Origin of the sequence: Streptomyces sp. NPDC002680 (assembly GCF_042889145.1) — a bacterium.
Taxonomy (GTDB): Bacteria; Actinomycetota; Actinomycetes; order Streptomycetales; family Streptomycetaceae; genus Streptomyces; species Streptomyces adonidis.
The window spans coordinates 153,965-178,802 of record NZ_JBIAQP010000004.1 but is presented as its reverse complement, the minus strand read 5'-3'; the positions used below and the strand labels follow the sequence as shown (position 1 = coordinate 178,802).

The following is a 24,838-nucleotide window of genomic DNA, read 5'->3' as shown; positions in this document are numbered from 1 at the left end:
CAGCTGGGTTGTGTCCGAAACGACAACAGGACTTAGTGTGCTCTGTCAATAGAAAGTGTCGAAGTTGCCGCTCGGTGTCCCGTGGGGGTGGGTGTGATGGTCATGACCCGGCCGTTCGAGGTGGGTGTGGTGGTGCGGGACCTGGAGCGGATGGAACGCTTCTACTGCGATGTCATCGGCTGTCACGCCGAGCACCGCTCGCGCATTCCGGACTCCATCGGCGGCCCGGCCGGGCTCGGCGGCGAGCTGACGGTGGTCTGGTTGCGGGTGCCCTCCGGGGGGTGCGTCAAGTTGATCCTTCCCCGGTCGGCCCCGGTGTCGGCGGATGCGGCGCCCTGGTCGGCCGGGCGTCCCGGGCTGTCGTATCTCACGTTCCATCTCGACGACATGGGCCCGGTGTTGGCGGCGCTGCCGGCGGCGGGTGCCCGGCCGCTGTCGGATCCGGTCGTCGTCCTGGCGCGCGGCCGGAGGGTCAGCTTCTGGGCGGATCCGGAGGGCAACGCCGTGGAGTTGGTGGACGCCCGGGGCGGCAACCCGGACCCGGGGCATAGTAATTAGAGATGCTCTTCAGTAAGGTGCCCCAAGCTGGTTACTGTAGACCAGCACAAGTAAGTCCGATTGCTTGGCAACCTCCCTCGGACGAAGGGGCGGACGATGGCTCAACGAGCGTCAACGGCGTCGAAGAAATCCCCGCAGGTCAGCCCAGAGGTCGGCTCGGTCGGCCCGCAGGTCGTCAAGGACCTGCACGAGCGCATGGTGCGCATCCGGCTGTTCGAGACCGAGGCGGGAAAGCTCATGGAAGCGGGAAAACTCCCCGGCTTCCTGCACCTGTATGTCGGCCAGGAAGCCGTGGCCGCCGGCGTCATGGCCGCCCTGCGCGACGACGACCAGATCACCTCCACCCACCGAGGCCACGGACACGCCGTCGCCAAGGGCGTGGGCTTCCGCGAGATGTACGCCGAGCTGTACGGCCGGGTCACCGGCGCCTGCCTCGGCCGCGGCGGCAGCATGCACATCAACGACCTGAAACGCGGCATGCTCGGCGCCAACGGCATCGTCGGGGCAGGCGTCCCGATCGCCGTCGGCGCGGCCTTCGCCGCCCGCTACAAGGGCGAGGACAACGTCGCCGTCACCTTCTTCGGCGACGGCGCCACCAACATCGGCGCCTGGCACGAAGGCGCCAACATGGCCGCGATCCTCGGCCTGCCCGTCGTATTCGTCTGCGAGAACAACGGCTACGCCGAGTTCACCCCGCAGTCCGGACACATGCTGCTCACCGACGTCGCCGACCGGGCCGCCGCCTACGGCATGCCCAGCGTCATCGTCGACGGCATGGACGCGGTCGCCGTCCACCGCGCCGCCGCCGAAGCCGTCGAGCGGGCCCGGCGCGGCGAGGGCCCGATGATGATCGAGGCCAAGACCTACCGCTTCTTCGACCACCAGGGCGTCAAGGGCCTGCGCCATCCCTACCGCTCGGACAAGGAGGTCGCCGAGTGGAAGACCCGCGACCCCATCGACCTGATCGAGGCCCGTGCGGTCGCCGACGGCACCGCGACCCGCGCGGAACTGGACGACGTATGGCGGCGCACGCGCGACGAGATCGCCGACGCCATCGCGTACGCCGAGGCGAGCCCGCTGCCAGACCCCGCCGACCTGCTGCTCAACGTCTATTCAGGATGACCGCCATGACTGCCATGACCACCACCACCGAGGCACCGGCCGTCGCCACGCGCAAACTCACCTACGTCAAAGCCTTCAACGAGGGCCTCGCGCAGGCCATGCGCGAGGACGAGAACGTCTTCGTCGCCGGCGAGGACGTCGCCGGATACGGCGGCGTCTTCCGTATGTTCGACAACCTGCTCGACGAGTTCGGGCCCCGCCGCATGATCGACACCCCGATCTCCGAGGCGGCCCTGGTCGGCCTCGGCGTGGGAGCCGCCGCCCGGGGTCTGCGTCCTGTCGTCGACCTGATGTTCATGGACTTCATCGGCGTCTGCCTCGACCAGATCGTCAACCAGGCGGCGAAGATGAAGTACATGTTCGGCGGCGGGCTGTCCGTGCCGCTCACCATCACCACCGCCTCCGGCGCGGGCCTCGGTGCCGCCGCCCAGCACAGCCAGAGCCTGGAGGCCTGGCTGGCCCACGTGCCCGGCCTCAAGGTGGTGATGCCGAGCGATGCGTACACCGCCAAGGGCCTGACCGTCTCGGCCATCCGGGACGACAACCCGGTCGTCGTCATGCTCAACAAGGTCCTGCTCGGCAGCAGCGGCGAGGTGCCCGAGGAGATCTACGGCATCCCGCTGGGCCAGGCGCACACCGCGCGCCAGGGCTCCGACGTCACGGTGATCGCCCTCGGCCGCATGGTGGGGGAGGCCCTCGCGGCGGCTGACGAACTCGCCGCCGAGGGTGTGGAGATCGAGGTGATCGACCCCCGCACCGTGCAACCCCTGGACACCGAGACGATGTTCGCCTCCGTCCGCCGTACCAACCGGGTGCTCGTGGTGCACGAGGCCGTCACCTTCGGCGGGCTCGGGGCGGAGATCGCCGCCCAGATCCAGGACGTCGTCTTCGACTACCTGGACGCGCCGGTCCTGCGCATCGGCGCCCCCTTCTCCCCGGTTCCCTTCTCCCCGGTCCTGGAGAAGGCGTACGTGCCCGATCGCGCCCGCATCGCCCAGGGCTGCCGGCGTCTCCTCGAAAGGTCGTGACCGACGTGGCGGTCGAGGTTCTGCTGCCGAAGATCGGCCTGACCATGCAGGAAGGCACGATCGACGAATGGCTGGTGCCCACCGGCGCGGCCGTCGCGGAGGGCGACGCGCTGTTGCGGCTGGCCACCGACAAGGTCGACGTCGATGTAGAGGCGGAGGCCGGAGGACTGTTCCACCCGGTGGCCCCGGCGGGGGCCACCCTGCCGGCCGGGGCTCTCATCGGCTGGCTGCTGGCCGAGGGCGAGCAGCCTCCGGACCCGGGGGGTACGCCGATGCCCGCCGGGTCCGGGCCCGGCACGGCTACGGCCGCGGAGCCCGCCCTGAACGGGGGCGCTGCGGGTACCGCCGCCGTGTCTGCCCTCGGCGGCGGTGCGGGTACGGGCGTCCTGCCTGCCTTCACCCGCACCGGCGCGGCCCCCGGCATCGGCGATGCCGGCGCGGCGCGCTCCGTCAACGGCACCGGTGGCCGGCTGCTGTCCTCACCCAACGCCCGGCGCGTCGCCGTGGCCGCCGACGTCGACCTCACCGCCGTACGTGGCACGGGACCGGGCGGCCGGATCGTCTCCGAGGACGTGGAGGAGTTCCTCGCGGCCGTCCCCGACGACATGGTCGCGTCTGTCCCGCAGGGCGGTACCCCCACCTCTCCGCTGGTCCGCAAGCTGGCGAAGGAACGGGACATCGACCTCTCCGAGGTGAACGGCACCGGGCCGGGCGGCCGGATCCGCCGGTCCGACCTCGACGCCGTCACGCCGGCGCCTGTTCGCCGGAACGCGGCGGCGGCTCCTCAGGCCGGCGACGTCCTTCCGCTCACCGGAATGCGCGGCACCATCGCCCGCAGGATGCACGCCAGCCTCCAGGAGATGGCACAGCTGACGCACGGCTACGAGGTGCGGATGGACGCGGTGGTGTCTCTGCGGGACCAGCTCAAGGAGGAGTGGGCCGACAGCGACCTGCCGGTGCCCAGCCTCAACGACTTCCTGCTGAAGGCCGCCGCCCTGGCCCTGCGCGAGCACCCACTGCTCAACGCGACGGTGCGGGAGGTCGGCGTCCATCTGCTCGACGGCATCCACCTGGGCTTCGCGGTGGCCGTCCCGGGCGGCCTCATGGTCCCCGTGATCGAGGACGCGGTGGCGCTGCCGCTGCCCGGGATCGCCCGCCGGTCGAGGGCCCTGGCCGAGGCCGCGCGCGAGGGGCGGATCTCCCCGGCCCAGCTGGAAGGGGCCACCTTCACCGTCACCTCGCTCGGCGGATACGGCGTCGACTTCTTCACCCCCGTGATCAACCCCGGCAATGTCGCGATCCTCGGGGTGGGCAGGCTCAGGGACGGCGTCGAGTGGGTGGACGACAGGCCGCTGCGAACACGGGTGCTCACCCTGAGCCTCACCTTCGACCACCGTGCCGTCGACGGGGCGCCGGCCGCCGAGTATCTGCGCACGGTCGGTGAGTTGCTGAGCAAGCCCCTTCGCCTGCTGGTGTGATCCGAGGTCTGTGGGGCCTACGAGAACTGTGAGATCACGAGGCCTGTGTGGCCGGGTCGGCGATCCGCTCCGCGAGCTCGCCGACCTCGCGGACGAAGGAACGGTGCCCCAGCGACCGGTAGACGTCGTCGCCCCGGACCTGCGAGATCGCCGCGGTCTCCAGCAGCGCCAGCAGGCCCAGGCCGATCACCGCCGCCTCGGCGTCGGAGACGGAACCGCGGGCCTTGCGGATCAACCGCACCAGCTCGTCCAGCAACTCCGTACGGCTCTCCTGGCGCAGGGCCTCCGAGTCCTGGCTCATACCGGCCGACGACACGAAGAACACGGTGGCGGCGGACCGGTGCTCGCCCAGCCAGGCCAGCAGCGTGGTGACGGACGCTCCGATGTCCGAGCCGGGCTCGTGGGCCTGCGTGATCGCCTGCAACTGCTCGCGCAGCGCGCCGGCGAACGCCCGCATGGCCGCCGCAAGGATCTGGTCCTTGGAGGAGAAGTGGTAGTACACCGCCGCAGAGGTCATCTCGGCACGGGCGGCGATGTCGGCCACCGTCACCTCGTCCGGCGACTGCGTGGCGAACAGCTCCGTGGCCGCCTCGATCACCCACTGCTTGCGCGAGGGGCGGTGAGCTGCGCGGGTTCCGGATGTCGTCATGCTGTCAAGTATGCCGGGATCCCGGTGCCCCAGAGACCAACACGCAGCAGGAATTATGCGGATGGACGGCCGGAGTTACTGGATACACTGATCAGTACGCAGGGCCCACGGACGCGGGGTTCGCGCCAGTCGGCAGGGAGCATGATGGCCACCACGAAGAACGGCAAGCAGCCCGCCCACCGACCCTCGCGGCGGCAGCACATCATCACCGCCGCCGTACGGGTGTTCGGCCGTAACGGCTTCGCGGAGACCAGCATCCAGGACATCGCCGACGAGGCCCAGGTGGTACCCACGGCCGTCTACTACCACTTCGACGGCAAGGAGGAGCTGCTCGAACTCGCCATGCGCCGGGTCTTCGACCAGCTCAACGCGGTCGTGGAGGTGGCCCGGCCGGAGTCCGAGCCGGGTGACGCGGAGGGTCTGGTCCGCGTCATCGACGCCGTGTGGGAGTGGGTGGAGCAGAACCCGGACGAGGCCCGGCTCTACCAGGTCCAGATGGCCTCCGCCAACGGCAGCGTCAAGGTGCTGCGGGACGAGTTCGAGCAGCGGCACATCCAGCGCGGCTACGACTATCTGCCCGAGGGCACCACGCGCAGCCCCCGGGCGGCGAAGGCCCGGCACGCGGCCCAGGCGCTCGCGGTCCGTACCTTGATCAGTACGACCATGCTGGTCACTGCCCTGAGGGCGGAGGGCGGACCGCTGTCCAAGCTGCCCTCCCGGTCCGTTCTGGAGGCGGTCAGGGAACTGGCGCTGCGCATCGTCGCCGCCGAGCAGAAGCCGACACAGCCGACACAGCCGACACAGCCGAAGCAGCTGGTTCAGTCGGTGGAGTCGGCCACGTCACGGAGCTGAGACGGTTCACCAGGGCAGCGGCCCGCGGTCGGCGAACAGCCCGCCCGTCGTCCCGTCGCCCTCGGGAAGGGTCGCCAGCCAGACCGGGGTGTCCGCACCCTCCTCCGGCCCGCGCGGGGCGGACGGGCCGCCCATGCCGCTGCGGGTCCAGCCGGGGTCGGCGGCGTTGACCAGGACCCCCGTGCCGGCCAGTTCGGCCGCGAGCATCCGGGTCAGTGCGTTGAGCGCCGTCTTGGAGATCCGGTAGGCGGGGTGCCGGCCGGAGTCCATCAGCGTCAGCGAACCGTACGAGCTGGTGAGGTTCACGACCCGGCCGTAGCCGGCTTCCACCATGCCCGGGACGACGGCCTGTGCCACGCGCCAGGCGCCGGTGAGGTTCGTGTCCAGGGTCGCGCGCAGGATGTCCTCGTCGACGTACGGGGGTCGCAGGTCCCCGTCCAGGGACACTCCCGCGTTGTTCACGAGGACGTCGATCCCGCCGGTCAGCTCCCGTGCCTCGCGGACCGCGTCCCTGACGCTCGTCGCGGAGGTCACGTCCAGGGCCAGCGGCAGTGCCGCCGGGCCGATGGCGCGGCACGCCTCCTCGGTCGCCTTACGTTGTCGCGCCCCGATCAGGACTCGCAGTCCCCGGTCCGCGAGCTGTCGGCCGATCTCCAGGCCGATGCCGCGTGCCCCGCCGGTCACCAGCGCGGTTCTGCCACCTTGCCGCATGTTTCGCCGCCGCCTCTCACACCGTCAGGACCGAGCAGGCGCTGATGCCGGGCGCCCCGTACACATGGGTGAAGCCCACCCGGGGCGCGCCCGGTACCTGCACACCGGGCGCACGGCCCTGCAACTGCCGTACGACCTCGTGGAACTGACGCAGCCCGGAGGCGCCGACAGGCTCGCCGCCGGCCAGACAGCCGCCGTCGGTGTTGACCGGTACGCGGCCCGTGGGGTCGGTGGCCCCGGAGGCCAGCAGTTCCTCCTGCTCGCCGTGGCCGCACAGTCCGGTCTCCGCCAGGTGGATCAGTTCCGAGCCGCTGTCGGTGTCCTGCAACTGGGCGACCTGTACGTCGGCGGGCCGTACCCCCGCCGAGCGGAAGGCCGCCTCCGCGGCGTCGACGCTGGGGCTGCGGTGCGGTCCCGGTGGCAGCCAGGGCGAGAACACCTCGAACGAACCGAACCGCCGGGTCCGGAAGGCCAACGACGCCAGCCTGACCGGGCGTTCGCACAGGTCGAACGCCCGGTCGCCGAGCGCGAGCACCAGCGCCGCCGCGCCCTGCCCCGGCGAACAGAACATGTACTGGGTGAGCGGGGGACTGACCTCGGCGGAGTCCAGGATCTCCTGCTCCGTCAGCGGCTTGCGCCGCCAGGCCAGGGGGTGGTCGGAGCCGTTGCGGAAGGCCCGCGCGGCGACCGTCGCCAGCGCCCGCTCCGAGATCCCGTGCTCGTACAGGTACCGCTGGGTCTTGAGCGCGAAGAACTGCGTCGTGAGCATCATGCCGGTCTCGGCGTACCAGTCGCCCAGGCCGTAGCGGGCGGCGGACACGTGGAACGCGCCCCGCTCGTGCTTGTCGAACCCCACCGCCAGTCCCAGGGAGGCCTCGCCGGCGCGCAGCGCGTTGGCCACGGCGAGCACGGTGGAGGCACCGGTCGCGCAGCCGTTCTGCACATTGACGAACGGCACTCCGGTCAGGCCCAGTCGGCCCACCAGTGTGTCGGGCTTGCCGGACACGTCGGAGCCGCCGGCCGCGTAGCCGATGTCCTCCCAGCCGACACCGGCGTCGGCGAGTGCCTCGCGCACCGCACGCTCGGCCATGTCCATTCCGGTGACGCTCTCGTCGCGGCCGAAGGGATGCATCCCGCAGCCGACCACGTACACGTCGTCGGGCCCGCTCATCGCTCACCGTCCGGCTCCGGGCGGAACGCGAAGGTCATCACGTCGGTTCCCTCCTCGTCCCGGTACGCGGGCACCGTGGTCAGCCGGACCGGCAGACCGATCCGGATCTCGGGGCGCGGCACCGCGAGCCGCGCCTCCACCAGCACCTCACCGAGGTCCACATAGCCCACGTGGTACGGCCGGTGGCCGCCGGCCGGCGGTCGGTACGGCGGTTTCGGCGGGAACGTCTGGAGCGTCCACGACCAGACCCGCCCGCTCACCGGCAGCACGTGCGCGGCCATGGTCCCGTCCGGACACCTGGGGCACGAGTTCTGCCGGGGGAAGACGACAGTCGCGCATGCGGAGCAGCGGGCGCCCGTGAGTCGCGGTGGATCCCCGCCGTCGTACTCGCCGTTCTCGAACAAGGACTCGTCGATGAGCCTGGTGGTCATGCCGTTCCGCCTTCCACGACGTCACCAGGCCAGCAGCCCGGCCAGCCGTTCACGATGGTGTGCGGCGCCGCCCAGCAGGACCGCGTCGGACTGGGCACGCCGGAAGTACAGGTGCGCGTCGTGTTCCCAGGTGAAGCCCATCCCGCCGTGGAGCTGCACGCACTCGGCGGCGACGGCGACGAACGCCTCGCCGCACCATGCCTGTGCCACCGCGGCCGCCTCGGCCAGCGCCTGTGGCGAGCCGTCCGTCCGGACCGCGCGCACCACGGCCGACCGGGCGGCCTCGACCTGGAGGAGCATGTCGGCGCAGGCGTGCTTGACCGCCTGGAAGCCGCCGATCGCCCTGCCGAACTGGGTACGGTCGCGCACATGGGCCACCGTCATGTCCAACGCGGCCTGTGCTCCGCCCAGTTGTTCGGCGGCCAGCGCCACCAGGGCCACGTCCAGGGCGCGGGAGACGATGTCCGCCCCCTCGCCGCCGGCGGTCAGCGTCCGGACCCGGGCACCGTTGAAGGTGACCACCGCCTGGCCCCGGCTGAGGTCCAGGGTGGGTACCCGGCGCACGGTGACCCCCGGCTCGCGCGGGTCGGCGAGGAAGAGGTCGACGCCGTCGGTTCCGGCCGCGGCCACCACCAGCGCCTGGGCATCGGCGCCGTCGAGGACGAACGGCGCGGTGCCGTCCAGCAGCGGGACGCCGCCCTGCCAGGAGACGGCCACCGGCACGGCGTCGGCCCGCCATGTCCCGTCGGGCGCGGCCACCGCCAGGGCGTGCACGGTGCCTTCGGCCAGCCTGGACAGCGCCTTGTCGGCCGTACCGCAGCCGGCCAGCACCTGCCCGGCCAGTACGGTGGAGGACAGCAGCGGGACCGGCGCCAGGGTCCTGCCCAACTCCTCGCAGACGACGGCGATCTCGGCGAGGCCGCCGATGCCTCCCGCCGCTTCGGGTAGACCGAGGGCGGCGAGGCCGACCTGTCCGCCGAGGGCGTCCCACAGCCCGGCGTCGATGCCGGGAGCCTCTTCGGACAACCGCCGTACCGCGGCGGTGCCGCCGGCGTCCGCGCACACCGACCGAACGGTCTCGCGCAGATCCTCCAGCTCGGTGTCCGACAAGGCAGTGCTGTCGGTCACGGTGCTCGTCATCGTGCGCTCCCGCTCTCGTTGTACCGCTCCCGCAGGGCACTGTGTGCTGCCGCCATCCGGGCCACCGGCACGCGGTGCGCGGAACAGGAGACGTAGTCGAGACCGAGGCCGTCGCAGAAGGCGATCGACTCGGGGTCTCCGCCGTGCTCACCGCACACGCCCAGCTTGATGCCGGGCCGTACCGCCCGTGCCCGCTCGACCGCCAGGGCGATCAGCGCACCGACCCCGTGCGGATCGAGCCGGGCGAACGGGCTGGCGGTCAGGAACCCGCGCTCCTGGTAGTTGGCGAGCACCTGGCGTTCGACGTCGTCCCGGGAGAACCCGTAGGTGAGCTGGGTGAGGTCGTTGGTGCCGAAGGAGAAGAACTCGGCGTGCTCGGCGAGTTCGCCGGCCAGCAGTGCCGCCCGCGGCGTCTCGATCATCGTGCCGAGCCGGTACGGGACCTCCACGCCGGTGCGGGCGGCGACCGCATCGGCGGCACCGCGTACGTACGCGGCTGCGGCGGCGAGTTCCTCCGGCAGGCTGACCAGCGGGATCATCACCTCCAGCTCCGGCCGGACCCCGGTGGCGGAGACATCGGCCCAGGCGGTGAAGAGCGCCTCGGCCTGCGCCGGGTAGAGCCTCTCGTGCAGCAGAGCCAGCCGCACCCCGCGCAGCCCCAGCATCGGGTTCGCCTCGCGCAGCGCGGCGGCCCGCTGCTCCTCGGCCGCGTCCAGGGCCTGCCCGGGGGCGGGCAGGAACTCGTGCAGCGGGGCGTCCAGCAGGCGCACGGTCACCGGACGGTTTCCCACGGCGGTCAGCAGCGCTGTGAAGTCCTCGTGCTGGGCGTGCTCCAGCGCCAGCAGCGCCTCGTCGCGGGCGGCCGGGTCGGCGGCCAGGAGCACCCGGCGGATCAGCGGCAGCCGCTCGCCGAGGAACTGGTGTTCCGTACGGCACAAACCGACACCCTCCGCGCCCAGGGCCAGGGCGGTCTCCACCTCTGCGGCCGTGTCGGCGTTGACCCGCACGCCCAGTCGGCGTGTGTCGTCCGCCCACTCCAGCAGGGTGGACAGTTCGGGCGGCGGCCCGGCCACGCTGACGCTCAGCGTCCCCGCGTAGACGGCGCCGGTACGGCCGTCCAGCGAGACAGGGTCGCCCTCGCGTACCACCCGCTCCCCGAAGCGGACGGTCCCGGCGGCCGGGTCCACGCGCAGCCCCTCGGCGCCGCACACGGCGGGCTTGCCGGCGCCCCGTGCCACCACGGCGGCGTGCGAGGCGATGCCGCCGCTGCCGGTCAGTACGGCGACGGAGGCCAGCATCCCGGGGACGTCCCCCGGGTTCGTCTCGGCGGCCACGAGCACGACCCGAGTACCGTCCGCGGCCAGTTCGAGGGCACGTTCACTGGACAGCACGACCGCTCCGGTCGCCGCCCCCGGCGATGCGGGCAGCCCTTTTACCAGGAGCTCCTCACCGCCGGTCAGCCGGAGCTGGGGGTGCAGCAGTTCCTGCACCTGCGCGGGGGTGATCCGCCGTACCGCCTCCTCGCGGCCGAGCGCCCCGTCCCGGGCCAGGTCCGCCGCCAGGCACACCGAGGCCCGAAGCGGCGGGCGGAGCTGAGCCGAGGCGGCGAGCAGGGAGATCTCGTCGTCGCGCACCTCGAAGTCGACCGACACCGGCGCGCGCAGATGGCGCTCCAGGGTGAGCAGGGAGTGCTCAAGCAGCGCGGTGCCGCCCGCGAGCCGTTCCAACGGCTCACCGGTGTGCGGCGGCGGGGCGCTGCGGCGCACACCCCGGAAGAAGGAGCCCCGGGGGGAGAGGCGGCCGGTCTCGGGGTCGCGGCTGACGGCCGTGCCGTAGCCCGAGTGGTCCGCCGGGCCGATGCGCAGGGCCTGCACATGCAGGGCGACGGCCAGCTCGGCGGGGAGCCGCTGGGACCGGCGGGACCTTCTCGCGCGCGGCGAGTCCCATCGGCCGAGGAGGGCGCGGGCGGCCAGCGCGAGCTGCTGCGCCGGGTCGTCGGGGAAGGGCCGGGAGCCGTGCTCCGCCACCAGGGACAGCAGCACCTCCACTCGTGCCCGTGGTCCTGGCGTGTCCAGGAGTGCGTCGTCGAGCACGGCGGCGGGCACGTCGAGGGCGTACTCGGCGATCATGCGCACCGTGGTGGCCCACACCTCGTACAGCGCGTCCGCACGTCCGATGACGGCGCACAGGTCGTCGGCACGAGCGGGGGCGATGCCGAGACAGGCCAGGTCGGGCGGCAGTCCGGCGATCTCGGTCGGCGCGCTCGCCGACAGACGCAGCAGCAGCGGCCGGGCCGCGTCCCCGATGCGCCGCCCCGAGAGCTGTTCGACCAACTCGACGGCGGCTTCGGCGGTGCCGGTCTCGCACAGCGACGCGGCGGCGCCGGCGGGCACGGTGAGCCCCGGCACGACCGGCAGCCCCAGGGCCACCAGCCGGTCCATCGCCGCGCCGTGCGTGCCCAGCTCGTCGGCGTAGAGGCCCCGGCTCTGCCCCTGCCCGTAGGGCACCAGGGTCCGGCCGGGAGCAGCGGTGGTTGCTGATGCCCCGGGGGTCCCGGAGGGCGCGAGGGGCGCCCCGGACTCTGCGAGCAGGCCCGCCTCGCGGTCGGTGACGCTCAACCCCGGCTCCCTGTGACCAGCTCCTCTTCGCGGGCCTCGTCCTCGGCCCGGCTGATGCCCAGCACGAGCAGCAGCTCCTGGTGCAGCCGCATCCACACGGTGTGGTACGAGTCGCACAGCGGCGAGGCCAGCCACGCCGGCGCGCCGTCGTCGAAGCGGTCGAGGGCTTCCTCCAGCGCCGTCAGGTACCGCCCGCTCCCCGCGAGCACCTGGTCCAGCCGGCGCAGCACAGGCTGGATGGCCTCGTGCACGTCTTCCAGCGACTCGCGCACCCCGGCGTCGTAGACGTCGTCGGAGTGGTCGTTGGCGGTGCCGTCGGGGCGGCACTGCCATGCCGTGCACACGTCCCGGATCTTCCGGTTGACCGGCAGGAAGGCCTCGTACGCCGCGGTGATCCGCTCCTCCTGCTCGGAGCCGGCGGGAACCCGCAGGAGCTGCGCGGCCGCGGCCTTGGCACGCTCGGTCGGCAGCACCACCGGCCCCTTGACCATCGCCAGCCCGGCATCGACCAGCGGACGGTGCTCGGACTCCGGCCGACCGCGCCACATGCCACGCAGAACGAGGTCGACGACGGCCTCCATGAGGGGTTCGCCGGGTGCGTCCGGAAGGTCCACGGCAGCAGATTGCATCGCCACACCTTTTGCTCGGTTCTGTGTTGCCCGGAGGTTACGCCCCGGCGGGCAGGTTAGTGAAGAGGTACTCAAGAAACACTTTTCCCGGCGAGGAACGACGCCATGCGGTCCTGCGCCTCCCGGCCGTCCGCCAGGGCGGCGATCGACCGTGCCTCCTCGGCGAGGTGGTGGCGCAGTTCGTCACCGGCGTCCGCGCGCAGCAGGCGCTTCGCGGCGCGCAGTGCGCCGGTGGCGCCGGCGGCCAGATCGGCCGCGGTCCGGTGTGCCGCCTCGTCCAGTTCCTCGTCGTCCACGCACCGGGAGACCAGGCCCCACCGTTCGGCGTCGTCGCCGGTCAGGACGCGGTTGGTCAGGATCAGGTCCGCCGCCCGGCGAGGGCCCACCAGGCGCGGCAGGAACCACGACGCCCCGCAGTCCGGTGTGAGTCCGATCGCCGTGTACGCCAGCCGGAACCGCGCGGACCGGGCCGCCAGGACGATGTCGCCCACGAGGGCGAGACCGATCCCGCCGCCCGCAGCGGCACCGCGCACGGCGGTCACCAGTGGCACCGGCAGTTCGTACAGGGCCTGTATCGCGGTGTGCGCCGCGCTCGCCACGGCGTGCACATAGGTGCCGGTCTCCGTGCCGCGGCCGGCGAAGGCGCGCAGGTCACCGCCCACGCAGAAGCTGCCGCCCGCCGTCCGCAGCAGGACCGCGCCGCCAGGGTCCGCGGCCACTTCGCGGGCCGTGTCCCGCAGCGCCTCGGCCGTCCCCAGGTCCAGGGCGTTGCCCCGCCCGGGGGCGTCCAGCCTCACCTCGACGACCCCGTCGGGGTGGCGGACCATCCGGACCGGGTCGGTGCTCACGGGCAGGCTCATGGGTGTTTCTCCTGTCGACTTCCGGTCGCAGGGCGCTTCCCTTCGCCGGATGCTTCCCGGCAAGATACTAAAGAAGCTATACAGTTTCTAGAACGCGACGGGAGCCGATGCCCGTACGCCCGTCGGTGGGAGGCCCCGTGCCCATCCAGTTCGATGTCGATCCGACCGTCGCCCGACTCGCCGCGTCGACGGCCGAGTTCGTGCGCGAGGTGGTCATCCCCGCCGAGCGCGAGTGCGGCGGGTCGGTGCACGACGCACCCGAGGCACTGCGGGAGACCCTGCAGAAAGCCGCCCGCGAGGCAGGTGTGTTCGCCCCACACATACCGACGCGCTGGGGCGGACACGGGCTCGACCTGCGCGGGCAGGCGGTGGTGTTCGAAGCGGCGGGCTACTCACTGCTCGGACCGCTGGCGCTGAACTGCGCGGCCCCGGACGAGGGCAACGCGCATCTGCTGGAGAAGGTGGCCACCGAGGAGCAGAAGCAGAAGTACCTGCGTCCGCTCGCCGCGGGCGAGACACGGTCCTGCTTCGCCATGACCGAACCGGCTCCCGGAGCGGGTGCCGACCCCCGCTCACTGCGGACCACCGCGACCCGGGTTCCCGGCGGCTGGCGCATCGACGGGCACAAGTGGTTCATCACCGGTGCCCAGGGAGCCGGCTTCGCCATCGTCATGGCCCGGACCTCCGGCAGCCCGGGCGACCCGGGCGGCGCCACCATGTTCCTGGTCGACGCCGGCACACCCGGCATGCGCATCGTCCGCAACATCGAGACCCTCGACGAGTCGCTCTTCGCCGGGCACAGCGAGATCCTCTTCGAGGAGTGCGTGGTGGGGGAGGAGCAGGTGCTCGGCGTGGTCGACCACGGCTTCCAAGGCGCCCAGGTCCGGCTCGGTCCCGCCCGGATGACCCACTGCATGCGCTGGCTGGGAGCTGCCCGCCGCGCCCAGGACGTCGCGCTGGAGCGGGCGGGGAGCCGGATGGCGTTCGGTTCGGCGCTGGGTGACCTGGGCATGGTCCAGGGGATGCTGGCCGACTCCGAGATCGACATCGAGGCAAGCCGCGCCCTGATCCTGCGTACCGCCTGGGAGCTGGACACCGGCTCCGCCTCCGCCTCGCAGCTCACCTCGGTGTCCAAGACCTTCGTGGCCGAGGCGGTGAACCGGGTGGTCGACCGGGCGGTGCAGATCTGCGGGGCCCTCGGCATCTCGGCGGCCGACGCCCCGCTGGCCCGCCTGTACCGGGAGGTACGACCGTTCCGCATCTACGACGGCCCGTCGGAGACACACCGTTTCGCCATAGCGCGCCGAGCGGTGCGGCCCTACCGACAACCGCAGACGGGTGCTGTCGACGGCTGATGACGGCGTCGACGCGGGAGACGTAAGGCGGGGGCGTGAGGAATTCGCCCAGCTTCCCCCGGCCGATGCGGGGTCCGCCTCCGGACGCCCCGGGACCGCGGACCTGGTGTGACTTCTCCCACCTGCTCTTGCCGGGGCGAGGAACGCTTACCTACGTTCGGTCGCATGTCCTCCCATGGCCGTGCCCTTCCGGGCGAACCGGACGAACCCGCTGAGACGAGCATGCCTGCGGCGGACCGACCCGGCGCCCTCCCCACGGTCGACTTCGCCGTGGACCTGAGCTCACACGAACTGCTCCGGCGCGCTCATGTCCTGGACGCTCTCGGCTCCGACTGGGACCCCGTCGCCGCACTGCGCGGCGAGGAAGCGGCGTACGAGCTGCTGTACTCCGGCCTCAGCGCGGAGCAGCAGCGGGTGTACGACGAGCTGGTCTCCGCCGGTGTGCTTCCGCGGAGAGGGGACGGCCATGCTGCCGCTTGACCCGCAGGCCGACATCGGGCGTCGCGCCTGGGTGGTCTGCCCGAACTGCGACGACCGTCGCGGGTGCGGCACCTGCGAGCAGGGGCGCACCTGCTCCGAGCACTGGCGCTACCTGCTCTCCAACGTCGGCAGCCTGCTCCACCTGCAGTGCCGGTCGTGCACCCACATCTGGACGCACGAGACCCGTTTCGGTGCCACCCGCTCCCCGTGGGAGCGCATAACGAGTGGCCTGCGACGACAGTGATCGTTCACAACCGCTGACTCGGTGAGCCGGGTTGCCGGTGCCGTCGCGGGGGACGGCCGGTGAGGCCGGACGGCGGATCGGCGCCCGCTTTCGGATGACCTCACCGTCTGTCGTCGGCAACGGCATGCCGCCTTGGCCGAGGATCGCGGTCGGCGGCCATCCCTGCCTGCCGTTCGTCCGCCCGGAGGCAGCCGTGCACATCCTGATCCTGGCCAGCGCGTTCAACAGCCTCACCCAGCGCGCCCACGCCGAACTGCGCGACCGAGGCCACACCGTGGCGGTAGAACTGGCCCTGCCCGGCAGCCCGTTGCCGGAAGCCGTGCGGCGGCACGCGCCGCAGCTCATCGTGGCGCCGATGCTGAAGACGGAGATTCCCGAAGAGGTGTGGGCGGCGCACGCGTGCCTCGTCGTCCATCCGGGGCCCGTGGGCGACCGAGGACCGTCCTCCCTGGACTGGGCGATTCACGAGGGCGCCGATCAGTGGGGCGTCACCGTCCTGCAGGCCGACGGGGAGATGGACGCCGGTGACGTGTGGGCCTCCGTCGAGTGTCGGATCCCTCAGGTGCCCAAGAGCGAGCTGTACCGGGGTGAGATCGCCGACGCCGCGATCGAGGCCGTCATGCTCGCGGTGGAGCGTTTCGCCGGGGGAACCCACGTACCGCGCAAGCAGGACGCGACGGGTGCCCGTATGCGCTCGCGTCCCTACCTCGACCAGAGTGTCCGCCGGATCGACTGGGCCGAGGACTCCACGCGGATCGTCCTGCGCAAGCTGAGGGCGGCGGACTCGCAGCCCGGTGTGCTGGACGTGCTGCTCGGCGGTGAGTGGTATCTGCACGGCGGTCATCCCGAGACCGTGTTGCGGGGCCGCCCGGGCGAGCTGCTGGCCACCCGGGCCGGGGCGGTCTGCCGGGCCACCAGGGACGGTGCCGTGTGGATCCCCGAACTGCGGCCCCGGCGCGGGCCCGGGCAGCCGCCCACGTTCAAACTGCCTGCCGTGCGGGCCCTGGGCGACCGGCTGCCGCCGCTGCCCGAGCATGCTCCGCCCCTGTTGCCTCAGGTTCCGCACGACGCCTGGACGGACATCCGCTACCGGGAGGACGGGAACGTGGGCTTCCTCTGGTTCTCCTTCCCCGGTGGCGCCATGAGCACGGACCAGTGCCGACGTCTGCTGGACGCCTACCGGGAAGCATGCGCGCGGCCCACATCGGTGCTCGTGCTGGGCGGCGAACGGGACTTCTTCTCCAACGGGATCCACCTCAACGTCATCGAGGCCGCCGAGGACCCCGGCGCCGAGTCCTGGGCGAACATCAACGCCATCGACGATCTGGTCGAGGCGGTCCTGACGACGACGGACCGGCTGGTGGTCTCGGCGGTCGCGGGCAACGCCGCGGCGGGCGGAGTGATGCTCGCCCTGGCGGCCGACGAGGTCTGGTGCCGCTCGGGCGCCGTGCTGAACCCGCACTACCGTCTGATGGGCCTGTACGGCTCCGAGTACTGGACCCACACCCTGCCGCGCAGGGTGGGGCCCGCGACCGCCGAACGACTCATGCGTGAGGCCCTCCCGGTGAGCTCGGCGAGCGCACTGCGCCTCGGGCTCGTCGACCGGGTGGTCGACTGCGATCCTGATGAGTTCGCGCGGGAGATCGGTAGGCTGGCGGCGCGCTTGGCGTCACTGCCGGCGACGGCATCACGGATCACCGCGAAGAAGACGGAGCTGGACCGGCTGGAGAGCGCGACCCCGCTGGCCGGCTTCCGTGAGCGGGAGCTGGCCCGGATGCGCCGGACCTTCGACGACCCGGACGCCCCGTACCACGCCCTGCGCCGTTCCTTCGTCCACAAGGAGCGGCCACCGCGCACCCCGCCGCACCTCGGTCCGGCCGCGGTTGCGCGAACCGGTCCGACCCCCTCTGCCGCCGATGTCACCGGAACGGCCCTCGATGGCGTCTCGTCACGGCCGAACGGCTGATACGAAGAAGAGTGACGGCCGAAATAGAGGCTTTCATCCCTTACCTCCCCAGGAGGCGGTCCCATGACTGAGGCGACGACGAAGACGGTCGGCGCTGCGCCCGCCGACGAGACACCCACGATCCACATTCTCTGGATCAACGCGGGGCTGAGCTGCGACGGCGACTCGGTCGCGTTGACGGCGGCCATGCAGCCCAGCATCGAGGAGATCGTGCTCGGTGCGCTGCCGGGTCTTCCCAAGATCGCCGTCCATTGGCCGCTCATCGACTTCGAGTGCGGTCCGGTCGGCGGTTCGGACACGTTCATCGAGTGGTTCTTCAAGGGGGAGCGGGGCGAGATCGACCCGTTCGTCCTGGTCGTCGAGGGCTCCATCCCCAATGAGGCGATCAAGCCCGAGGGCTACTGGTGCGGCTTCGGCGACAACCCGGAGACCGGCCAGCCGATCACCACCAGCGAGTGGATCGACCGGCTCGCCCCGAAGGCACTGGCGGTCGTCGCCATCGGCACCTGCGCCACCTACGGCGGTATCCACGCCATGGCGGGCAACCCGACCGGCGCCATGGGCGTGCCGGACTACCTCGGCTGGGACTGGAAGTCCCACGCCGGCATCCCCATCGTGTGCGTCCCCGGCTGTCCGATCCAGCCCGACAACTTCTCCGAGACGCTCACCTATCTGCTCTACCAGGCGGCCGGCTCCGCCCCGATGATCCCGCTGGACGACAAGCTGCGTCCCACCTGGCTGTTCGGGGCCACCGTGCACGAGGGCTGCGACCGCGCGGGCTACTACGAACAGGGCCAGTTCGCGCTGTCGTACGACTCGCCGACGTGCCTGGTCAAGCTCGGCTGCTGGGGCCCCGTCGTCAAGTGCAACGTGCCCAAGCGCGGCTGGATGAACGGGATCGGCGGCTGCCCCAACGTCGGCGGCATCTGCATCGCCTGCACCATGCCCGGGTTCCCCGACAAGTTCATGCCGTTCATGGACGAGCCCCCCGGCGCCAAGCTGTCCAGCAACGCCAGCGGAGCGTACGGCGCCGTGGTCCGCAGGCTGCGGTCGATCACGGCCAAGACGGTGGACAAGGAGCCCAAGTGGCGCCGCGCCGGAGACAAGATCACCACCGGCTACCGACCCCCGTGGTGAGCATCCGCCGCGAGTGACGCGAGTGATCCGCTCCCCGCTTCGTGCACCCCCCCACATCAACCTCCCGCGCAACGAAGGGCACGGCACACAGATGGCACCGAAGACGAAGGCGGCCGGCGACGGCAGCGGCCTGGTGGAGATGGCCTGGGACCCGATCACCCGGATCGTGGGCTCCCTGGGCATCCACACGAAGATCGACTTCAAGCAGAAGCGGGTCGCGGAGTGCTACAGCACGTCGTCGGTCTTCCGCGGCTACAGCGTCTTCATGCGCGGCAAGGACCCCCGCGACGCCCACTTCATCACCAGCCGGATCTGCGGCATCTGCGGCGACAATCACGCCACCTGCTCGGTGTACGCGCAGAACATGGCGTACGGCGTGAAGCCCCCGCACCTCGCTGAGTGGATCATCAACCTCGGTGAGTCCGCGGAGTACATGTTCGACCACAACATCTTCCAGGAGAACCTGGTCGGGGTCGACTACTGCGAGAAGATGGTCAAGGAGACCAACCCCGGTGTCCTCGAACTCGCAGAGCGCACCGAGGCCCCTCACGCGGCCGAGCACGGCTACCGCACGATCGCCGACATCATGCGCTCGCTGAACCCCCTCGAAGGGGAGTTCTACCGCGAGGCCCTCCAGGTCAGCCGCTACACGCGCGAGATGTTCTGCCTGATGGAGGGCCGCCATGTGCACCCCTCCACGCTCTACCCGGGCGGCGTCGGCACCATCGCCTCCGTACAGCTCTTCACGGACTACCTCAGCCGCCTGATGCGCTACGTGGAGTTCATGAAGCGCGTCGTGCCCCTGCACGACGACCTGTTCGACTTCTTCTACGAGGCGCTGCCGGGATACGAGGAAGTCGGCCGCCGCCGGGTACTCCTCGGCTGCTGGGGCGCGCTCAACGACCCCGAGTACTGCGACTTCACCTACGCCAACATGACCGACTGGGGCCGGCGGATGTTCGTCACGCCCGGTGTCATCGTGGACGGCAAGCTGGTCACCAACGACCTCACCGAGATCAACCTCGGCATCCGCATCCTGCTGGGCAGCTCCTACTACGAGGACTGGCAGGGGCAGGAGCAGTTCGTCACCCACGACCCGCTCGGCAACCCGGTGGACCCGCGCCACCCGTGGAACCAGCACACCATCCCGGCCCCGCAGAAGCGGAACTTCGACGACAAGTACAGCTGGGTGATGTCCCCGCGCTGGTTCGACGGCAAGGACCACCTGGCCCTGGACACCGGCGGCGGCCCCATCGCCCGCCTGTGGTCCACCGCGCTGTCCGGGCTCGTCGACATCGGGTACGTCAAGGCCACCGGCCACAGCGTGGTCATCAACCTGCCGCGCACCATGACCAAGCCGGAGACCACCTTCGAGTGGAAGATCCCGAAGTGGTCCAACGCGCTGGAGCGCAACCGCGCCCGCACCTACTTCCAGGCGTACGCCGCCGCCGTCGCCCTGCACTGCGCCGAGAAGGGCCTGGCGGAGGTCCGCGCCGGACGCACCCAGACCTGGGAGAAGTTCGAGGTCCCGGACGAGGGGCTCGGCGTCGGCTTCACCGAGGCGGTCCGCGGCGTCCTCTCCCACCACATGGTGATCCGCGACGGAAAGATCGCCAACTACCACCCGTACCCGCCCACCCCCTGGAACGCCAGCACCAGAGACAGCTTCGGCACGCCCGGCCCGTACGAGGACGCCGTACAGAACACGCCCATCTTCGAGGAGAACACCCCGGAGAACTTCAAGGGCATCGACATCATGCGCGCCGTCCGCAGCTTCGACCCCTGTCTGCCCTGTGGTGTCCACATGTACGTCGGCGGCGGCAAGACCGTGAAGTCGATGCACGTGCCCACCGGCCTGAGCGGACTGGGCGGATGAGCGCGCCGACGGCGACGGCGCCGGTGAACGCGGAGCAGACCGGACGCCGGGTCGAGGAGGTGCTGGAGCGGCTGACCGCGAGCGGCGACCCGGCCGCCGCCGCGGCGGCGGAGGAACTCGTCCGCTCCCTCATGGACTTCTACGGTGCCGGCCTGGCCCGCATCCTCCACCTGCTGTCCTCCGCTCCCGGCGAGGCGTCGGCGGGACTGCTCGGTGACGAACTGGTCGCGAGCCTGCTCGTCCTGCACGAGCTGCACCCCGAGGACCGCGACACCCGCATCGCCCGCGCCCTCGACGTCGTACGGGAACACGCCTTGGACGTCGTGGACTTCGACGAGGAGAGCGGCACGCTGACGCTGCGGGCCCGGGAGGCGGGTGGCTGCGGTTGCGGCTCCGGCTCCGGCGAGGGCGCCCGCGAGGCAGCGGAGGCGGCGCTCGCCTGCTTCGCGCCGGAGGTCAGGGCGGTCGACGTACAGACCGCGCCCGCCGGGCCCACACTCCTCCAGATCAGCACGGCACCGACGGGGGCCCGATGACGGCGTCCCCGGCGACGCGCACGTCCGGACTGCGGAGGTTCCTCGCCGAGAGGCCTCCGCAGCCCGAACGGTGCGAGCTGTGCGCTGTCACGGTGGAGGCGGGCCACCGCCATCTCGTCGACATCGAGAAGCGTGCCCTCGTCTGCGCCTGCACCCCCTGCGCGCTGCTGATGGCGGAGCCGGGCGCCGCCGCGGGCCGCTTCCGCACGGTCCCGGCCCGCTACCTCACCGACCCCGGACACCGCCTCGACGAGAGCGCGTGGGACGCGTTGCAGATCCCGGTCGGGGTCGCCTTCCTCTTCCGCAACGCGGCGCTCGACCGGCTCGTCGCCCTCTACCCGAGCCCGGCCGGAGCCACCGAGAGCGAACTCGAACCGGCCACCTGGACGGACGTCCTCGGCGGCAGTCGCCTCGCCGAACTGCTCGAACCCGACGTGGAGGCGCTGCTGCTGCGCCGCACCGACGGCCGCTTCGAGTGCCACCTCGTACCGATCGACATCTGCTACGAACTCGTCGGCCGTATGCGCCTGTTGTGGCAGGGCTTCGACGGCGGTGCCGAGGCCCGCGCCGCGCTGGACGCGTTCTTCGCGGACGTCGCGCGACGCGCCAGGCCCGTCGGCGAGGCGGGACATTCGTCGAAGGAGGCGGTACGGCCGTGACCGCGTTCTCCTTCGCCTGCACCGGTGTCCGCGCCGACCGGTACGCCGCCGGGCCGACCCTCGTCTTCCGGCTGCGCGTCACCGCCGCCGACAACGCCCACGTGCACGCTCTCGCGCTGCGCTGCCAGATCCGTATCGAACCCGCCCGCCGCGGCTACGAGCCCGCCGAGGCCGATGGTCTCGCGGACCTCTTCGGCGAGCGCTCACGCTGGGGCAGCACGCTCCAGCCGGTGCAGTTCGCCCAGGTCTCGGTCATGGTCCCGAGCTTCACCGGAGAGATCGAGGCCGACCTCGTCGTGCCCTGCACCTACGACATGGAGATCGCCGCCACCCGCTACCTCACCGCCCTCACCGACGGCGAGGTTCCGCTGCTGATGCTCTTCTCCGGTACGGCGTTCACCGGGGCAGGCGGCTTCCAGGTCGAGCCGGTGCCATGGGACCGGGAGGCGGCCTTCCGGATGCCGGTCACCACCTGGCGGGAGATGGTTGAGCAGCACTTTCCCGGATGCGGCTGGATCCGGCTGCCCCGCGACACCATGGACGCCCTCCTCGCCTACCGCTCCCGGCATGCCCTGCCCTCCTGGGAGGCGACCCTCAAGGCCCTGCTCGACGCCGGCGGCGCCGCCGAACCGCCCCGGAGCGACCCGTTCCGTGCGCTCACCGCCACCACCGGAAGGACCGATCCGTGACCGCGACCGCGTTCGCCCCCGCTACGGAGGAGCGGTTCGCCCTCGCCCGGCAGGTGGCCGACGCCGTGCTCTTCGAGGGCTATGTGCTCTACCCGTACCGCGCCTCGGCGGCCAAGAACCGGCTGCGCTGGCAGTTCGGGGTACTGGTGCCGCCCGGCTGGGGCGCCGAGTGCGAGGAGCACGACTTCCAGCACACCGAGTGCCTGATGGAACCGAAGGCGGGCGCGACCCTCTCGGTCGAGGTGCGCTTCCTGCACGCCCGACGGCGCACGGTGCAGCAGGCCCGCCCGGACGGTGGCTACGACACGGTCCCCGAACTCCACCTCGACGACCGGGTGCTGGTGCCCTGGGACGAGGGCGGCGAGGAGCGGGTCGAGGTGGTCGCGTCGGTGGACGAACTCCTCGGCGACGGCGTCACCCACCCCTTCCGGCTCCCCGCCCGGGAGGACACCGCACCGGTCCTGGACGCGGCGGGCCGGACCGTCGGCCGACTGGTCCGGCGGTGTGCGGAGATCAGCGGGACGGTCCGGCTGTCCGCCCGCGAGCTCGACGGTCCCTACCGGGCCATGCGGCTGACCGCCGTCGTCGAGAACACCAGCGACTGGACACCCCCCGAGGGACACGCCGCCGACCGGGACGCGGCGCTGCCGCACTCCCTGGTGGCCACCCACCTCCTCATGGCCCTCAACGCCGGATCGTTCCTGTCGATGACCGATCCCCCCGAGTGGGCGAAGGGCGCGGTCGCCGCCTGCCGCAACCTGCACACCTGGCCCGTACTCGCCGGAGAACCCGGCCGCGCCGACCTCGTGCTGTCCTCGCCGATCATCCTGGAGGACCATCCGGCCATCGCGCCGGAGAGCCCCGGCGCGCTCTACGACGCCACCGAGATCGACGAGATCCTTGCGCTGCGCACCGCGGCCCTCACCGACGAGGAGAAACGCGAGGCCAGGGGCACCGACGACCGGGCGGCCGCCGTGATCGAGCTGGCGGACACGATGCCGGCCGAGGTCCTGGAGCGCCTGCACGGGGCGGTACGGAGTCTGCGCGAGGTCACCGGCCCGGACGCAGCCGCCCCGAACCCCGCTGCCCCGGACCTCGGTTTCCCCGACGAGTTCGGGGTGCAGCGGCCGGACACCCCCTGGTGGGACCCCGCGAGCGACGCGGGCTTCGACCCGACGCAGGACCGCGTGATCGTGGACGGCCGGTCGGTGGGCAAGGGCAGCCGTGTCGAGCTGCACCCGGGCCTGCGGCGCACCGACGCGCAGGACATCTTCCTGCGGGGCCGCACCGCGAAGGTCGAGGCGGTGCTGCACGACGTCGACGGCGGCGTGCACCTGGCCGTCACGGTCGAGGGGGACCCGGGCGCCGACATCCGCCGCGAGCAGGGACGGTTCCTGTACTTCCAGCCCGACGAGATCACACCGCTGGAGGACGACGTATGAACCTTCCCCCACCAGTCGGCCCAAGGACCCTCGTGGCGGGCATCGGCAACATCTTCCTCGGCGACGACGGCTTCGGCGTGGAGACCGCGCACCGACTGGCCGAACGGCGACTGCCGCAGCACGTCGAGGTGGTGGACATCGGCGTACGCGGCGTCCACCTCGCCTACCAGGTCCTGGACGGCTACGACACCCTCGTCCTGGTGGACGCCACGGCGCGCGGCGAAGCCCCCGGCACGCTGTACGTGATCGAGCACGACGGCCCCGGCTGCGACACCGGCGCCGTCCCCGCGATCGACGGTCACCGGATGACCCCCGACGCCGTCCTGGCCCTGCTGGGCACACTCTGTGCCGGCACCGGCGGACAACCGCCGCGACGTGTCCTGATCGTCGGCTGCGAACCGGCCTCCGTCGAGGAGGGCATCGGTCTCAGTCCGCCGGTGTCCGACGCGGTACCGCAGGCCGTCCGGCTGATCGAAGAGCTGCTGCAGGGCGGCGTTCCGTCCGTGGCGCAGGCCTCAACCGCTGAGGCTTCGACGTGAGGAGAGATGGATGAAGAAGATCGTCATCGGCGGAGCGGCCCTGGCCGCCCTGGGAGCCCTCGTCGCCGGGGTGCTTCCCGACGTCAGGCGCTATCTGCGGATCCGACGGATGTGAACCGTGGGCGCCACTCGGTGTCCCGTGCGGTTGCGTCGAACGGCGTACCTGCCGGCCGGTGACGGCGTGCCGGGCCGCGCGACCCGGGTGCGCGCGCCTCTAATGAAGGCCGACCGGAGGCAGGCCGCGGAGGACGGAGACCCATGCACGAGATGTCCGTCGCGCTGGCCGTCGTGGACCAGGTGGCAGAGGCCGCCACGCGGGCCGGAAGTATCACGGCGGTGCGATCGGTACGGCTCCAGGTGGGCGAACTGGCCGGTGTCGTACCCGACGCGCTCGCCTTCTCCTTCGAACTGGCCTGTGCCGGAACCCTGCTGGAAGGCGCCGAGCTGGTCACCGAGGCGGTGCCGGGGCGGGCCCGCTGCACGCCCTGCGCACACGAATGGGCCGTCGGCATGCCACCCCGGCTGACCTGCCCCCTGTGCGACGGGACGCGTACCGAACTGCTCGCGGGCCGGGAACTGCAGATCGTCGACGTGCACTGGGAGGACGGCCACAAGCACAGCCCCACGCACGCGCCCACCCGCGAACCGATCTCCGAGGAGCGCTGAAC

Annotated in this window: 26 protein-coding genes; 18 read left to right on the top strand and 8 right to left on the bottom strand. The window is 71.7% G+C overall.

From position 1 onward, the window contains the following. Window positions 1–102: 102 nt before the first annotated feature. From ACFYXF_RS13090 to ACFYXF_RS13075, 4 genes are all read left to right on the top strand, one after another. On the top strand, window positions 103–558 hold the full coding sequence (locus ACFYXF_RS13090; RefSeq protein WP_389349617.1) for a VOC family protein: 456 nt from the start codon (window positions 103–105) through the stop codon (window positions 556–558). Window positions 559–654: 96 nt separating this feature from the next. Further along, window positions 655–1,680, top strand: a complete 1,026-nt coding sequence (locus tag ACFYXF_RS13085) for a thiamine pyrophosphate-dependent dehydrogenase E1 component subunit alpha (RefSeq protein ID WP_389349616.1) — start codon at window positions 655–657, stop codon at window positions 1,678–1,680. A 5-nt stretch (window positions 1,681–1,685) separates the two neighbouring features. Continuing rightward, a complete protein-coding gene (locus tag ACFYXF_RS13080; RefSeq protein WP_389349615.1) occupies window positions 1,686–2,708 on the top strand; it encodes an alpha-ketoacid dehydrogenase subunit beta in 1,023 nt (340 codons plus the stop codon). Then, window positions 2,705–4,186, top strand: coding sequence for a 2-oxo acid dehydrogenase subunit E2 (locus ACFYXF_RS13075; protein ID WP_389349614.1), 1,482 nt, complete (start codon window positions 2,705–2,707; stop codon window positions 4,184–4,186). Before ACFYXF_RS13080 ends, ACFYXF_RS13075 begins: the two co-directional genes overlap by 4 nt. Before the next feature lie 34 nt (window positions 4,187–4,220). On the opposite strand, the gene ACFYXF_RS13070 is transcribed toward ACFYXF_RS13075, so the two are convergent. After that, window positions 4,221–4,835: a TetR/AcrR family transcriptional regulator gene (locus ACFYXF_RS13070; protein ID WP_389349613.1), complete on the bottom strand. Its 615-nt coding sequence runs from the start codon at window positions 4,833–4,835 to the stop codon at window positions 4,221–4,223. A gap of 144 nt (window positions 4,836–4,979) precedes the next feature. On the opposite strand from ACFYXF_RS13070, the gene ACFYXF_RS13065 reads away from it, so the two are divergent. Continuing rightward, on the top strand, window positions 4,980–5,687 hold the full coding sequence (locus ACFYXF_RS13065) for a TetR/AcrR family transcriptional regulator (protein ID WP_389349612.1): 708 nt from the start codon (window positions 4,980–4,982) through the stop codon (window positions 5,685–5,687). Window positions 5,688–5,693: 6 nt separating this feature from the next. On the opposite strand, the gene ACFYXF_RS13060 is transcribed toward ACFYXF_RS13065, so the two are convergent. The 7 genes from ACFYXF_RS13060 to ACFYXF_RS13030 form a co-directional block, all read right to left on the bottom strand. Then, entirely contained in the window at window positions 5,694–6,398 is a 705-nt protein-coding gene (locus ACFYXF_RS13060; protein WP_389349611.1) for an SDR family NAD(P)-dependent oxidoreductase, read from the bottom strand. A 16-nt stretch (window positions 6,399–6,414) separates the two neighbouring features. Then, window positions 6,415–7,569 (bottom strand): thiolase family protein, encoded by a 1,155-nt coding sequence (locus ACFYXF_RS13055; RefSeq protein WP_389349610.1) that lies wholly within the window; start codon window positions 7,567–7,569, stop codon window positions 6,415–6,417. Beyond that, complete coding sequence (locus tag ACFYXF_RS13050) at window positions 7,566–8,000, bottom strand: Zn-ribbon domain-containing OB-fold protein (RefSeq protein ID WP_389349609.1); 435 nt, start codon at window positions 7,998–8,000, stop codon at window positions 7,566–7,568. Before ACFYXF_RS13050 ends, ACFYXF_RS13055 begins: the two co-directional genes overlap by 4 nt. 21 nt (window positions 8,001–8,021) lie before the next feature. Next, the gene (locus ACFYXF_RS13045; protein WP_389349608.1) at window positions 8,022–9,140 is read right to left on the bottom strand and encodes an acyl-CoA dehydrogenase family protein; all 1,119 of its coding nucleotides are present in this window, start codon (window positions 9,138–9,140) and stop codon (window positions 8,022–8,024) included. Next, window positions 9,137–11,758: a putative PEP-binding protein gene (locus ACFYXF_RS13040; protein WP_389349607.1), complete on the bottom strand. Its 2,622-nt coding sequence runs from the start codon at window positions 11,756–11,758 to the stop codon at window positions 9,137–9,139. The genes ACFYXF_RS13045 and ACFYXF_RS13040 overlap by 4 nt, the downstream gene beginning before the upstream one ends. Continuing rightward, window positions 11,755–12,387, bottom strand: a complete 633-nt coding sequence (locus ACFYXF_RS13035; protein WP_389349606.1) for a hypothetical protein — start codon at window positions 12,385–12,387, stop codon at window positions 11,755–11,757. Before ACFYXF_RS13035 ends, ACFYXF_RS13040 begins: the two co-directional genes overlap by 4 nt. A gap of 71 nt (window positions 12,388–12,458) precedes the next feature. After that, window positions 12,459–13,247 (bottom strand): enoyl-CoA hydratase/isomerase family protein, encoded by a 789-nt coding sequence (locus tag ACFYXF_RS13030; protein WP_389349605.1) that lies wholly within the window; start codon window positions 13,245–13,247, stop codon window positions 12,459–12,461. Between the two features lie 137 nt (window positions 13,248–13,384). Between ACFYXF_RS13030 and ACFYXF_RS13025 the strand changes: the two genes are divergently transcribed. The 13 genes from ACFYXF_RS13025 (at window position 13,385) to ACFYXF_RS12965 (ending at window position 24,836) form a co-directional block, all read left to right on the top strand. Next, entirely contained in the window at window positions 13,385–14,602 is a 1,218-nt protein-coding gene (locus tag ACFYXF_RS13025) for an acyl-CoA dehydrogenase family protein (protein ID WP_389349604.1), read from the top strand. Window positions 14,603–14,767: 165 nt separating this feature from the next. Beyond that, window positions 14,768–15,082 (top strand): DUF6400 family protein, encoded by a 315-nt coding sequence (locus ACFYXF_RS13020; RefSeq protein ID WP_389349603.1) that lies wholly within the window; start codon window positions 14,768–14,770, stop codon window positions 15,080–15,082. After that, window positions 15,069–15,326 (top strand): hypothetical protein, encoded by a 258-nt coding sequence (locus ACFYXF_RS13015; RefSeq protein ID WP_389349602.1) that lies wholly within the window; start codon window positions 15,069–15,071, stop codon window positions 15,324–15,326. The genes ACFYXF_RS13020 and ACFYXF_RS13015 overlap by 14 nt, the downstream gene beginning before the upstream one ends. Before the next feature lie 193 nt (window positions 15,327–15,519). Beyond that, window positions 15,520–17,292 carry an enoyl-CoA hydratase-related protein gene (locus ACFYXF_RS13010; protein WP_389349925.1) on the top strand — a complete coding sequence of 591 codons (1,773 nt, stop codon included), beginning with the start codon at window positions 15,520–15,522 and terminating at the stop codon, window positions 17,290–17,292. A gap of 63 nt (window positions 17,293–17,355) precedes the next feature. Next, a complete protein-coding gene (locus tag ACFYXF_RS13005) occupies window positions 17,356–18,429 on the top strand; it encodes a hydrogenase expression protein HypE (protein WP_389349601.1) in 1,074 nt (357 codons plus the stop codon). A 91-nt stretch (window positions 18,430–18,520) separates the two neighbouring features. Continuing rightward, entirely contained in the window at window positions 18,521–20,305 is a 1,785-nt protein-coding gene (locus ACFYXF_RS13000) for a nickel-dependent hydrogenase large subunit (protein ID WP_389349600.1), read from the top strand. Next, a complete protein-coding gene (locus ACFYXF_RS12995) occupies window positions 20,302–20,841 on the top strand; it encodes a hypothetical protein (protein WP_389349599.1) in 540 nt (179 codons plus the stop codon). Before ACFYXF_RS13000 ends, ACFYXF_RS12995 begins: the two co-directional genes overlap by 4 nt. After that, window positions 20,838–21,500: a DUF5947 family protein gene (locus ACFYXF_RS12990; RefSeq protein WP_389349598.1), complete on the top strand. Its 663-nt coding sequence runs from the start codon at window positions 20,838–20,840 to the stop codon at window positions 21,498–21,500. The genes ACFYXF_RS12995 and ACFYXF_RS12990 overlap by 4 nt, the downstream gene beginning before the upstream one ends. Beyond that, entirely contained in the window at window positions 21,497–22,189 is a 693-nt protein-coding gene (locus tag ACFYXF_RS12985; RefSeq protein ID WP_389349597.1) for a DUF6084 family protein, read from the top strand. Before ACFYXF_RS12990 ends, ACFYXF_RS12985 begins: the two co-directional genes overlap by 4 nt. Then, a complete protein-coding gene (locus ACFYXF_RS12980) occupies window positions 22,186–23,631 on the top strand; it encodes a hypothetical protein (RefSeq protein ID WP_389349596.1) in 1,446 nt (481 codons plus the stop codon). Before ACFYXF_RS12985 ends, ACFYXF_RS12980 begins: the two co-directional genes overlap by 4 nt. Continuing rightward, a complete protein-coding gene (locus ACFYXF_RS12975; RefSeq protein ID WP_389349595.1) occupies window positions 23,628–24,170 on the top strand; it encodes a hydrogenase maturation protease in 543 nt (180 codons plus the stop codon). Before ACFYXF_RS12980 ends, ACFYXF_RS12975 begins: the two co-directional genes overlap by 4 nt. Window positions 24,171–24,180: 10 nt before the next feature. Then, window positions 24,181–24,285: a DUF6893 family small protein gene (locus ACFYXF_RS12970; protein ID WP_389349594.1), complete on the top strand. Its 105-nt coding sequence runs from the start codon at window positions 24,181–24,183 to the stop codon at window positions 24,283–24,285. Window positions 24,286–24,428: 143 nt separating this feature from the next. Then, window positions 24,429–24,836 carry a hydrogenase maturation nickel metallochaperone HypA gene (locus tag ACFYXF_RS12965; protein ID WP_389349593.1) on the top strand — a complete coding sequence of 136 codons (408 nt, stop codon included), beginning with the start codon at window positions 24,429–24,431 and terminating at the stop codon, window positions 24,834–24,836. Window positions 24,837–24,838 lie beyond the last annotated feature (2 nt).

What these genes read in the sequence shown, in the direction of transcription:
- ACFYXF_RS13045 (WP_389349608.1), bottom strand. Translation starts at nt 9,140, where the DNA reads ATGACGAGCACCGTGACCGACAGCACTGCCTTGTCGGACACCGAGCTG.
- ACFYXF_RS13020 (WP_389349603.1), top strand. Translation starts at nt 14,768, where the DNA reads ATGTCCTCCCATGGCCGTGCCCTTCCGGGCGAACCGGACGAACCCGCT.
- ACFYXF_RS12975 (WP_389349595.1), top strand. Translation starts at nt 23,628, where the DNA reads ATGAACCTTCCCCCACCAGTCGGCCCAAGGACCCTCGTGGCGGGCATC.
- ACFYXF_RS13000 (WP_389349600.1), top strand. Translation starts at nt 18,521, where the DNA reads ATGGCACCGAAGACGAAGGCGGCCGGCGACGGCAGCGGCCTGGTGGAG.
- ACFYXF_RS13090 (WP_389349617.1), top strand. Translation starts at nt 103, where the DNA reads ATGACCCGGCCGTTCGAGGTGGGTGTGGTGGTGCGGGACCTGGAGCGG.
- ACFYXF_RS13085 (WP_389349616.1), top strand. Translation starts at nt 655, where the DNA reads ATGGCTCAACGAGCGTCAACGGCGTCGAAGAAATCCCCGCAGGTCAGC.
- ACFYXF_RS13030 (WP_389349605.1), bottom strand. Translation starts at nt 13,247, where the DNA reads ATGAGCCTGCCCGTGAGCACCGACCCGGTCCGGATGGTCCGCCACCCC.
- ACFYXF_RS13005 (WP_389349601.1), top strand. Translation starts at nt 17,356, where the DNA reads ATGACTGAGGCGACGACGAAGACGGTCGGCGCTGCGCCCGCCGACGAG.
- ACFYXF_RS13080 (WP_389349615.1), top strand. Translation starts at nt 1,686, where the DNA reads ATGACTGCCATGACCACCACCACCGAGGCACCGGCCGTCGCCACGCGC.
- ACFYXF_RS12970 (WP_389349594.1), top strand. Translation starts at nt 24,181, where the DNA reads ATGAAGAAGATCGTCATCGGCGGAGCGGCCCTGGCCGCCCTGGGAGCC.
- ACFYXF_RS13060 (WP_389349611.1), bottom strand. Translation starts at nt 6,398, where the DNA reads ATGCGGCAAGGTGGCAGAACCGCGCTGGTGACCGGCGGGGCACGCGGC.
- ACFYXF_RS13015 (WP_389349602.1), top strand. Translation starts at nt 15,069, where the DNA reads ATGCTGCCGCTTGACCCGCAGGCCGACATCGGGCGTCGCGCCTGGGTG.
- ACFYXF_RS13050 (WP_389349609.1), bottom strand. Translation starts at nt 8,000, where the DNA reads ATGACCACCAGGCTCATCGACGAGTCCTTGTTCGAGAACGGCGAGTAC.
- ACFYXF_RS13055 (WP_389349610.1), bottom strand. Translation starts at nt 7,569, where the DNA reads ATGAGCGGGCCCGACGACGTGTACGTGGTCGGCTGCGGGATGCATCCC.
- ACFYXF_RS13035 (WP_389349606.1), bottom strand. Translation starts at nt 12,387, where the DNA reads ATGCAATCTGCTGCCGTGGACCTTCCGGACGCACCCGGCGAACCCCTC.
- ACFYXF_RS13065 (WP_389349612.1), top strand. Translation starts at nt 4,980, where the DNA reads ATGGCCACCACGAAGAACGGCAAGCAGCCCGCCCACCGACCCTCGCGG.
- ACFYXF_RS12990 (WP_389349598.1), top strand. Translation starts at nt 20,838, where the DNA reads ATGACGGCGTCCCCGGCGACGCGCACGTCCGGACTGCGGAGGTTCCTC.
- ACFYXF_RS13070 (WP_389349613.1), bottom strand. Translation starts at nt 4,835, where the DNA reads ATGACGACATCCGGAACCCGCGCAGCTCACCGCCCCTCGCGCAAGCAG.
- ACFYXF_RS12965 (WP_389349593.1), top strand. Translation starts at nt 24,429, where the DNA reads ATGCACGAGATGTCCGTCGCGCTGGCCGTCGTGGACCAGGTGGCAGAG.
- ACFYXF_RS12995 (WP_389349599.1), top strand. Translation starts at nt 20,302, where the DNA reads ATGAGCGCGCCGACGGCGACGGCGCCGGTGAACGCGGAGCAGACCGGA.